The sequence below is a fragment of the Brevibacillus sp. SKDU10 genome (assembly GCF_001645205.1).
Lineage (GTDB): Bacteria > Bacillota > Bacilli > Brevibacillales > Brevibacillaceae > Brevibacillus_B > Brevibacillus_B halotolerans.
The window spans coordinates 1-10,686 of sequence record NZ_LSSO01000041.1; the positions used below are offsets into that span (position 1 = coordinate 1).

Annotated in this window: 7 protein-coding genes, 1 pseudogene and 1 riboswitch; of the genes and pseudogenes, 1 reads left to right on the plus strand and 7 read right to left on the minus strand. The window is 41.3% G+C overall.

Features of this window, described 5'->3' with window-relative positions; all coding sequences use genetic code 11:
* Positions 1-95: 95 nt before the first annotated feature.
* The 6 genes and pseudogenes from AYJ08_RS03710 to nrdI form a co-directional block, all read right to left on the minus strand.
* Positions 96-1,211, minus strand: a pseudogene (locus AYJ08_RS03710) (spore germination protein); the annotation flags it as partial.
* Between the two features lie 682 nt (positions 1,212-1,893).
* Positions 1,894-2,850: a bile acid:sodium symporter family protein gene (locus AYJ08_RS03715; RefSeq protein ID WP_064016640.1), complete on the minus strand. Its 957-nt coding sequence runs from the start codon at positions 2,848-2,850 to the stop codon at positions 1,894-1,896.
* Between the two features lie 27 nt (positions 2,851-2,877).
* A complete protein-coding gene (locus AYJ08_RS03720; RefSeq protein WP_064016641.1) occupies positions 2,878-3,552 on the minus strand; it encodes a GntR family transcriptional regulator in 675 nt (224 codons plus the stop codon).
* Between the two features lie 216 nt (positions 3,553-3,768).
* The gene (gene nrdF / locus AYJ08_RS03725) at positions 3,769-4,761 is read right to left on the minus strand and encodes a class 1b ribonucleoside-diphosphate reductase subunit beta (RefSeq protein WP_064016642.1); all 993 of its coding nucleotides are present in this window, start codon (positions 4,759-4,761) and stop codon (positions 3,769-3,771) included.
* A gap of 15 nt (positions 4,762-4,776) precedes the next feature.
* Positions 4,777-6,831 carry a class 1b ribonucleoside-diphosphate reductase subunit alpha gene (gene nrdE, locus AYJ08_RS03730; protein ID WP_064016644.1) on the minus strand — a complete coding sequence of 685 codons (2,055 nt, stop codon included), beginning with the start codon at positions 6,829-6,831 and terminating at the stop codon, positions 4,777-4,779.
* Positions 6,797-7,222, minus strand: a complete 426-nt coding sequence (gene nrdI / locus AYJ08_RS03735; RefSeq protein ID WP_031415099.1) for a class Ib ribonucleoside-diphosphate reductase assembly flavoprotein NrdI — start codon at positions 7,220-7,222, stop codon at positions 6,797-6,799. Before nrdI ends, nrdE begins: the two co-directional genes overlap by 35 nt.
* Before the next feature lie 198 nt (positions 7,223-7,420).
* Positions 7,421-7,617, minus strand: a riboswitch (cobalamin riboswitch).
* A 491-nt stretch (positions 7,618-8,108) separates the two neighbouring features.
* Here nrdI and xerS point away from each other — a divergent pair.
* Positions 8,109-9,230, plus strand: coding sequence for a tyrosine recombinase XerS (xerS, locus tag AYJ08_RS03740; RefSeq protein ID WP_064016643.1), 1,122 nt, complete (start codon positions 8,109-8,111; stop codon positions 9,228-9,230).
* Positions 9,231-9,400: 170 nt separating this feature from the next.
* Here the strand turns inward: xerS and AYJ08_RS03745 are convergent.
* The coding region (locus AYJ08_RS03745) for an ABC-F family ATP-binding cassette domain-containing protein (protein ID WP_157452779.1) at positions 9,401-10,686 on the minus strand (1,286 nt) is incomplete at its 5' end.

Consider the following 10,686-nt stretch of genomic DNA (forward strand, 5'->3'; position numbering starts at 1 on the left):
TCGCTGTCGCTTCTGATCTCGTGCTATGAGTGTCGTTTATTTTTGTTTTTTTCGGGATGTGTGTAAAAGAGCCAGCATTAATATTGCTGAAAATTCCCCGCCTGTACGGCTGTCTGCCCGATAATTATACCGCCAACAAGTCCGACGGTCTGTCCGATCGGAGCCGGTAGCCGAATTCCTGCCTCTCGCATCATTTCCAGTGTTACTTCCATAATGAATGCCTCCAGGAGCGGATGGAACGGAACCCTTTCTCTGGATTCTGCGATTGACAGGATTAACTGAAGAGGAATGACCTCATAATTAAAAGTAATGAAAGATATGTAGATTGACGGTAAAAATAGTGCGACAAAAAAAGCAAAGAAACGGAGCAAGCGAATGAAGGAAGCATAGATCCACCGCATGCTATAATCATCTACGCTTTGAAAGAATGAAACAAACGACACTGGTCCGACAAGCACACTCGGCGATCGGTCAACAATGACGACATATCGGCCTTGCAAAATATGAGAAGCAGCAGAATCAGCTCGCTCTGTCACCAATAGCTGAGGGAACGGAGAAAATGCACTATCCTCGATCAGCTCTATCAGTTCGCCCGTATTGATAATGCAGTCGATATCCAGTCCTTCGATGCGTTGAACAAGTTCCTGTAAAACCTCTGGAGCGGCCACATCCTGTAGATACATAATAGATAGGTTAACCGGGCAACGCGCCCCTGCTTTAACCTGCTTAATTTTAAGTTCACGGTTAGGAATATAACGCCGAATTAGGGCGATATTCTGTGAGCCCGTTTCGACGAATCCCTGATGTGAGCCTAGAATAGACGTTTCGATCGATGGGTCGGCAATCGATCGCTGCGGCCATCCGCTTGTATCAAGGATGTAAGCTTCCGTAGAGCCAGAAAGAAACAGCACACTCTTGCCATCAAGGAGCAGCTTTTCAATTTGTTCCATATCGGACTCTGTTTCGATTTTGCCCACGCTAATAGGAAGGGAACCCTCCGTTATTGACAGTGATTCGATAAGCGGACGAAGGACATCATTATTGATTGAGTTCATATCGATTAAGCCTTCGAAATAGACGAGCATAGTTTCATCTGCGTGCGGCGACTCGATACTTCTGTAGACCAGATCAGGAGCGTCAGAGAAAATGGATTTCAGCCGTTGAATATTATCTGACAGCCGTTCACTTACTTTACCGTACTGTTCTGGCATTCTGTTCACCCTCACGATTGTTCATATGAGTGAAGTCTGCCTCACAAGTTTCCATTTTATTCTTTAGAAATGGGAATCGGCTCTTAGGTTTCACACATTTGCCTGCTGATTTGTCTTTACTTATGATGACAAAAAACTAGGAGGCATGACTTGTGAAAACAGGCACGTGGTATGATGTAGATGAAATGATTGCAGAGCGAGCATAAAAAAGAAATGATGGCAACTGAGGGAATAAGCTCCTTGCTTCTTCATGTTGAAGATGCGGATAGAGCGGCTTTCCTAGCGCTTGAATGGCCATCGGGTCCAAGTTAATATAGTGGATGACGAACCAGTTGCAGGATCTGTGTGGCTCCCTGCCTATGCCTCTATAATGGGCGCACCTCAGCCCATAATCCTAGAAAAGAGCAATCGCGGCGAACGCGGTGCATCAAATGCGTCGTACATGTAAACGATCAAAAAGGCATTCTGATTGTAAAGGATGACAAGCCAATAGGGGTATTTAGTTTTGTTTGGCATCCAGCTACCCATAAAACCCGCCAGTTGTTTTATGTGGTAAATCCTGATAAACTCCAAAAAATCGATCTATCTCTACTCCCTCTTCCCCTCTTTACATCAATTGAAAAATAACAAAAAAAGAGCCTGATCTATCCTTTTTGAGGCATCAATCGGCTCTTCTTTTCCCTTATGTCATTTGGTCCATACCCTCTTCATGCTTCTCTCTCATTCTACTAAAAATTGATGCCAATACAGACCCTGAAATATTATGCCAAACACTAAAAATAGCACTTGGTACTGCTGCTAAAGGAGAAAAATGTGCGGTTGCAATTGCGACTCCCAGACCAGAGTTCTGCATTCCTACCTCCATAGCTACAGCCTTTTGTTTGGCAAGATCCATTCCGCAAAGACGGGCAAACAGGAAGCCCAGCAGAAAACCAAGTACATTATGAAGGACGACAACAGCAAAAATCATCAATCCCGCTGAGGCTAGTTTTTCCTGATTCCCAGCTACTACACCGCAGATAATCATCACTATGGCAACTACCGACACCAGCGGTAATGCTTTCACGCTTGCGGCTGCCTGTCGTGCGAAACACTTTTTCACCAAGAGCCCTAGAACGAGTGGAATGATAACCACCTGAATAATGGAATAAAATAAGGACCAGATATTTATATCTACCCATTTACTTGCAAGGAGCAAAATTAAAAATGGTGTAACAATAGGTGCAAGTAGCGTTGATACAGAAGCGATCGCTACAGCAAGAGCTACGTCTCCTTTTGATAAAAATACCATCACATTAGAAGCAGTACCGCTTGGACAGCACCCTACCAGAATTACACCAACTGCAATTTCTGGTGGCAAATCTAAGCCATAAGCTAAGATAAATGCCAATAGCGGCATCACAAGATAATGGCCAATAACACCTAACGCCACATCTTTTGGACGGCGAAATACCTCTTTAAAATCAGACGCTGAAATAGTTAAGCCCATACCGAACATTACGATGCCAAGCAATGGTATTACATAAGCCCCAATCCATGTAAAATGCTTAGGAAATATATAAGCAATTACAGAAAATAACAGGACCCACACGGTAAATGTCTTGCCTGCAAACGAACTGACCCTCTCCACAAATCCCATCATAAAGCCTCCCTGTGATTTCTCTATCTATATTTGCTGCATGAGTGCATATATTTCTCGCATAGGCCTGAGTATATTTTGCTTAATGCTTGTTTCAAGCTTTTCTTTATCCCCAGTTTGCAACGCATGAATAATGTCCTCATGTTCATGAATGGAAGCCTGATTCATCTCACACGACTGCTTCAAAAATACATATTTAAAGCGACGAATATGATTTTGCAGAGAAACATGAAACTTGCTCAAATACGGATTATCTGCAACATCTGTTATTAGATTATGGAATTGCTCGTCATGCTCCATCGCTTGGAAAGGCTGTTCTCTGGCAATCGCTCCTGCAAATTTTTCGTTCCATTCTTGCAATTGTTCTATATGCTGAGGCAAGATGTGCACAGAAGCGAATTCGGCTGCCAGTGCATGTAATGTTGCAAGTGTAGGATAAACTTTTAAGATATCTTCCTTCTCAAGATTAGTCACTCTCGTCTCTTTCCCTGGTTGCATATGGACCAATCCCTGTACTTCAAGTAATTGAAGAGCTTCTCTTACAGGTGTTCTACTCACGTTTAATGCTTCCGCCAGTTGAATGTCCACCAATTTTTCTCCTGGCTCTAGTGTCCCATCTATGATCCATCTTTGAATGTGAGAGAAGGCACGGTCTTTAGCTGACACTCGAATAGGTGCTACGTAATTACTAGGAATTGGCATGTCTTCCCTCCTTATTCAATATGTAATATATCGCATACAGCTTGTACATTCAACCGAATTTTCAATCTATTTACACTTCCAAATTATACAAAAGGACCGTAGCTGGGCTTTATCCCAACCACGGTCCTTTTCGTTAGCTTTCCTTTTACAAACTACACAATCCGGTTGTCGCTTGCATGCAAGGCTTGTTAGCCGCTATTAGCATCTCATACCTTATTAGAATGAGGTATCCTTTACACGCTGGTTCAAGAAATCAAAATCTTGATCATGGAGCGGCTCCACTTTCCCTTTTTGATAACCGCTTCCTTTTGTGGAAAAGAAGTCATGCGTACTCGTTTCTGTACGAATCCCATTCAATACAACAGGATGAACTTCTTCCTCATCAAAAATCGGTTCTAGCCCTAGGTTCATTAGAGCTTTATTCGCATTATAACGAATATACTTTTTCACTTCATGTGTTAAACCAATGGAATCATAAAGTGTTTCCGTATATTCTAATTCATTTTTGTATAGAGCTTGAAGAAGTTCATCAACAAACACTGTTGCTTGTTCCTGCTCAGCCTCTGTTAATCTAGCAAAAACCTCTTGGGCTAGCAAGCCGACAAAGACACCATGCACACTTTCATCACGGATAATTAGCTTGATAATTTCTCCGCTGGCTACCATTTTCCCTTGACCTGCTAAAAACAGTGGATAGAAGAATCCAGAATAAAACAGGAAGCTCTCCAAAAATACGGAAGCTACCATCGCTTTATACAGGCTCATATCGTCGCCATCTTTGATACCTCTGTAGATATCATCAATAACTGCTGTTTTATACTGCAGATGTTTATCTTCTTTTACCCACTGGAAAATTTCATGAATCCGCTCAGAACTTGCTACTGTTGTAAAAATAGTGCTGTAGCTCTTCGCGTGAATCTCTTCCATCGCTGCCTGGAAAATTAGAATTGCTTTCTTTTGCTTCTCTTTAACATGCTGGGCAATCATGGGCATGCCAACATTTCCTTGTTCTGTATCAAGCAATGTTAGCCCACCTAATACCTTCATGTACGTATCCCGTTCATTGTCCGTTAGATTCGTCCATGACTTTAAATCCTTCGAAATTGGAATTTCTGTATCTAGCCAGAACTGAGATGTATTTTGCGTCCATAGCATCTCGGTATACTGGGTTTCCGGTTCATTCCAGTTGACTGCTTCAAATTTAGACATTGCGATGCTCCTCTCTTATACGCTGCAACTAACGCATTCCTCAATGGTTTTTTTCTTTGTACGGGTATAATACAGCGTCTTTAAGCCCTTTTTCTGAGCATAGATGTAATACATAGCCAAATCCCGTGTGGTTGCGTCATCTTTTACATACAGAATAGTAGAAATCGCCTGGTCGATATGCACCTGAACTTCTGCTACTAGATCAATCACATTAAACATGTTCATGTCATATGCTTCTTTGTAGTAGAAGAAATTGTCATCATCTAAGAACGGCATCGGATAAATCGTTTTGGAATCTCCATATTCGCGTTCCTCGATACGCTGTGTAATAGGTGCAATAGATGCCGTAGAGGACTGTAGATAAGAGATCGAGCCCGTTGGAGCAATCGCCAAACGATAAGCATGGTAAAGTCCGTGGGTTTGTACCTCATCCTGCAAGCGAACCCAATCTTCCTTCGTAGGAATATGGTGGCCTTCGAACAATTGCTGAACCCTTTCTGTTTTTGGTGAATAATCGTGCTGCTTATAACGTTCGAAATAGCTACCGGATGCATATTCACTGTGCTCGAAATCTTGGAAAGTAATTCCTCTCTCTTTTGCAATTAGCATAGAACGTTCTAATGAATAAAAATTCAAGATCATAAAGAATGTACGCGCGAAGTCAATCGCTTCTTTTGACTCATAAGGAATCTTATTTTTAGCCAAGAATCCGTGTAGATTCATAGCTCCCAAGCCAACAGAATGAAGCTCTCGGTTTGCCTTTGCCACAGATGGAACGATCGAAATATTTGTACGGTCACTCACCTCTGTCAGAGCATCCATTGCTAGATGAATCGTGTCTCTCATTCTCTTATTCGCCATTACATTTACAATGTTAAGAGAGCCAAGGTTGCAAGAGATATCGCGGTTAATAACATCCTCCACCCCATAATCATTAATGGTGGAAACTTCACTAAGCTGAGCGATTTCACTGCATAGATTAGAAAATTTAACTCGGCCAATCTCTTTTAATGCGTGATATTCATTAACATTATCAACATACATAATATATGGGTAACCAGATTCCATCTGGATTTGAGCTAATTTCATGATCAGATCACGTGCGCCGATTTTTTTCTTACGTACACGCGGGTTATTGACCAGCTCGTCATACATGCTGGTGATGTCCATATCGTCTAAGTGCTGCCCGTACTCTTTGAACACAGTATGAGGATAGAATAAGTACATGTCTTTATCTTTTTCTACTAGCTCAAAGAATTTATTAGGTGTAACAACGCCAAGTGATAAGGTTTTTATTCTGATTTTCTCATCGCTGTTGATTTTTTTGGTATCTAAGAATTCTTGAATGTCAGCATGGAAAATATTGAGATAAACAACTCCACTACCATCGCGTTGACCAAGCTGATTTGCATATGAGAATGCATCCTCAAACAGCTTCATTACAGGAAGAACCCCGCTAGCTTTACCATCTAGTCCTTTGATTTGCTCGCCAGCGGCACGGATTTTGCTCAGGTTCAAGCTTACACCGCCGCCAATTTTGCTTAATTGCAAGGCTGAATTAATAGAGAACCCAATCGAATTCATTGAATCATCTACCTCAAGCAAGAAACAGCTAACTAGCTCCCCGCGACGTTTTTTACCTGCATTCAAGAAGGTAGGAGTAGCAGGCTGATATTCTTGTGAGATTAACAGGTCTGCAAATTGCAGTGCTTTTTCGCTATCCCCTTTTGCTAGGAACAAGGCAACTACAGCAATTCGATCCTCGTAACGTTCAAGGAATTTGCTTCCATCGTTCGTTTTCATCGCATAATTATTATAAAACTTGAATGCACTCATGAAGGATGGGAAGCGGAATTTTTTATCATATACATAGCGATAGACCCGTTCGACATCGGCAAATTCATAGCCTTCAAACACTTCAGCTTCATAGTAGTCATTTTCAATTAAGTAGTTAATCTTCTCACGTAAGTTATGGAAAAAGACCGTATTCTGATTTACGTAATCAACGAAATAACTCTTCGCTGCCTCTAAATCTTTATGAAACTGAAATTTCCCGTCTTTCTTCACCATAATTTCGTTGTTCAACGTGATCCATTGTGGTAGTTGCGTGGACAAAGTGAAATACCTCCTGCTTAAAAGTTTCTACATCTCGTTTGGTACCGCTCAATTCAAATTTCATGACCAATGGTACATTGTATTGTTCGGCTATCTGGTCAGCTGCAAGTCCGTAGCGAGTCCCCCAATTCATGTTCCCGCTAGCTGCAACTCCCTTCATCCATTGAGAGTGTTGCGTTAGAAATTGTCGTGTCGTTTCAGGAACTTGTCCAAATCCCGTTGTATATGTAATCAGAATGAAAGGTTCGTTTATGACGATATCATCGGAAATTTGTATACAGCGAAAATCTAGTTTTTGGACGAAGCGTTTCACATTTCCTGTTTTGGAATCATATACGATCAGCATCGATACACCCCCCTTTCAGGTATAAAGGACATAAGATGGTAGCAAGCTGACTGCTGATAAATGTAACTTTTTGCCAACATAAAAAGCTCATCCCTTCATGGGTGAGCTTTAAAACGGCACAACAAAGAAAAAATAGCAAAGCAAATAGCCGCTACTATTTAATCCCCGTACCGTTTCAACTTCCCACTCCCCGAAGATGCGAAACTAAGAGAATGGGCAGGTCTACTGACTTGTGTTTCACTTTACTTTGAGCCCTTCCCATATAAGTCGCCTGAGACATGCTTATACAGTGGTTTTGCTCATTTCATCCACACTTACAGTTGCGGGGACAGCTCTGGAATTTCACCAGATTCCCTATTAAGTCGCAAAATGACACCTAATTCTCGGCGGTAAAGTAACTTTTTATCAGTATGTAGTATATAACATTCATATGAGACACTAAATGTAGTCTTGTCACCTAGCATACAATGTTTCTATCAAAAGAGCAAGATACAAAATGCCTACGAGTTAAAAATAAAACTCGGCTCATAAATAGACAGAAAAACAAGCTAGATTTCATGCAAAAATGCCTCTTTTATATGTTTTTCCAGCTCATAACTACACTCCTATTCTTATATAACAGAGCATCCACTCAGACTGTTACAGCTTACCTAGTAACGTAACTATTACTGGGAAACTCATAACTAGACTTCAACAAACAGGCGTAGAGGCTAACACAATTATCCATAATTAGCTTGTTTCATAAGAACAAATGTTCTATAATTGAAGTAAGCAATCTACATCCCTTACAGATATATCATTGTACCAGTATAAAGTCATTTTGATAACATGTTTATATGTATTTATTTTAATAGACGAAGTTGAGCAAAGGATGGTGGTCATTCTCATGTCTGTTACAAAACAACGGGATTCCTTGCAACTCCTTGAGAAAATCCCTTCTTTTCCTTGGTTTGTTGAAAAATATGTGGATCACAAAAGATCAAAGCGCGCTTCGGTCTCCACTTTACTCGGCTATTTGCGTGATTTTGAATTCTTTTTTCGGTGGCTAATGGCAGAGGGCCTTTCCACCGCCCAGGAAATGAGCGAAATTAGACTCGATGAATTAGAGGGACTACGCAAAGAAACCGTCGAAGCCTATCTTCTCTACTTACAGGACTCTCACTTATTTGAGCGTTCGTTGCTATTAACAAAACCCACTAAAAGTGCAAAAAAAGAATACAGTGATTTGACAATATCTCGCAAGCTTTCTAGTTTAAAATCCCTGTTTTACTATTTATCTGCACTCTCAGAGGATGAACATGGCGAATCTTACTTGAAGCGAAACGTGATGGCAAAAATTGAGTTACATGTAGAAGAGGTTACACCGCTTGCTCGTGCAAACGCTATCCGCTCTAAGATTTTAATAGATGACCAAATCCAAAAGTTTGTCGATTTTGTATATCATGGCTACCTAGAGTTTTGTGATACCAAGAAAAAGCTACATTTTCACTATCGAAATCGGGATCGCGATGTAGCCATTATCGCTCTAATCCTTTCTGGCGGATTTCGTGTCTCTGAAATTGTTAATTTGAACCTACAAAATGTGGTCTTGGAAAAAAATCAGGTCTTAATGATTCGAAAAGGCAAAAAAGAGGATGCTCCATTCTTCAGTGACTGGGGAAAGGAATATTTGCTTCGTTATTTGAATACACGCCAAAAGTATCAGCCGCCTGCTCATGAGGACGCGTTATTTCTCACGGTATCACCTACGAACCCAATCGGACACCGCATCGATCTACGTTCCGTTCAAAAATTAGTTAAAAAATATGGAAGTGCATTCGGAATGCCGGACATTTCTGTACATAAATTACGTCATAGCTTTGCTACCCAATTTTTGCGCTTAAACCCTGATCCTCATCAGCTTCAAGCTCAATTAGGACATTCAAAAATAGATACGACGATGCAATACGCCCATGTACTCGATGATGCGTTGAGTCAAGCAGTCAATCGAACAACCAGTAAATTGTAATGAAACGCCCCCTCTTCGTTACATGAAAATACCTACAACGTCAAAGCTGCACCCAATCTTATTCGTTACACGATCCTCCCGTTATGCTAAGACATACAAAAAAACAGGCAGCATCCTTCTCTTTGAAAGATAGCTGCCTGCTCCTATTTACTTACTATTCTGGGGCCAATCTATTCTTTCCCTTGCATGGCGTACCACATTTCATAGAGCTGTTTGATCTCTTGTTCTTGTGCTTCTAGTTGATTCTGGTAGTGGACTAGCTGTACATAGTCATCCTTAGCTTGCTCCATTTCTCGCTGCCACGCCTTACATTGCTCCTCTTTTCGAGCGATCTTTGCTTCCAATTGCTGAAGCTTAAATGCATTCACTTTAGGAACTTTCGCTTTAGGGAGAGAATTAGCCAGTGCCAGATCTTCATTCTCTGTTTGCTTTGTTTGAAGTACAAGATCTACCGTTTCAGCCTGGTCACATCGTCCCTTTTGTTGCCGATCAGTATGACTCTGCGTTTTGTCTTGTATTCCTTTTGCGATCTTGTCTTTTTGCTTGTGCACTCCTATTGTATGATTGGTAACGAATCGGTGCTTTCTGCGCTTTTCTCTCGCTTCCTCATAGGTTCCTTCATAATGGATTAGACGCTGATTATCAATCCAGCAGACGCCGCCTACCATTTTTTGCAAGAAATACCGATCATGAGATACAACGACAAGTGAACCTTGATAATGGAGCAGGGCTTCCTCTAATGTTTCTCTCGCTTCAATATCCAAGTGGTTTGTAGGCTCATCTAGTATAAATAGATTGATGTCTTGATGCATTAACTGAGCCAGCCTTAATCTCATCCGCTCTCCACCACTGAGCTGTCCCACTTTTTTAAAAACTTGCTCTCCATAAAACAAAAAACCTGCCAGGATATGCCGTGCTTGTGCTTCTGTTACAATGGCGATCTCTCGAAACGCGTCAATCACACGCCGATTGGGATCTCCTTCTAAAGCCTGTTGTGATAAATAACCGATCTTTACTTGGCTTCCAAGTGCTATCGTACCTGCATCCGGTTCTAGCTCCCCTAAAATCATTTTAAGGAGCGTAGATTTTCCACTGCCATTGGAACCAAGCAAAGCTTTCCGCTCCCCATATCGCATGGTAAAATTCGCTTCTTGTAATAGGCACACATTCCCAAAGGATTTCGTCACATCACTCATTCTTATTACATCTTGACCGCTTCTATCTGCCCTGCGAAAAAACAAATCCATTTTGTCAGCTTCAAGACGCGGACGTTCGATTTTTTCCATACGTTCCAAAGCCTTCTCCATACTTTTGGCTCGGCGATGAAAGGAAGCGTTGGGAGGATTCGCTTGGTTTCCCCATTCTCTTAGTCGCTTAATTGCTTCTTTCATTTTCTTGATTTTCTTTTGCTGTTCTTGATAATCCGCGAATTGCCGCAAGAGATGCTCCTCTTTTT

Excerpts from the sequence above, each read along its gene's own strand:
- AYJ08_RS03715 (WP_064016640.1), bottom strand. The coding sequence starts at position 2,850 with ATGGGATTTGTGGAGAGGGTCAGTTCGTTTGCAGGCAAGACATTTACC.
- AYJ08_RS03720 (WP_064016641.1), bottom strand. The coding sequence starts at position 3,552 with ATGCCAATTCCTAGTAATTACGTAGCACCTATTCGAGTGTCAGCTAAA.
- nrdF (WP_064016642.1), bottom strand. The coding sequence starts at position 4,761 with ATGTCTAAATTTGAAGCAGTCAACTGGAATGAACCGGAAACCCAGTAT.
- nrdE (WP_064016644.1), bottom strand. The coding sequence starts at position 6,831 with ATGGTGAAGAAAGACGGGAAATTTCAGTTTCATAAAGATTTAGAGGCA.
- nrdI (WP_031415099.1), bottom strand. The coding sequence starts at position 7,222 with ATGCTGATCGTATATGATTCCAAAACAGGAAATGTGAAACGCTTCGTC.
- xerS (WP_064016643.1), top strand. The coding sequence starts at position 8,109 with ATGTCTGTTACAAAACAACGGGATTCCTTGCAACTCCTTGAGAAAATC.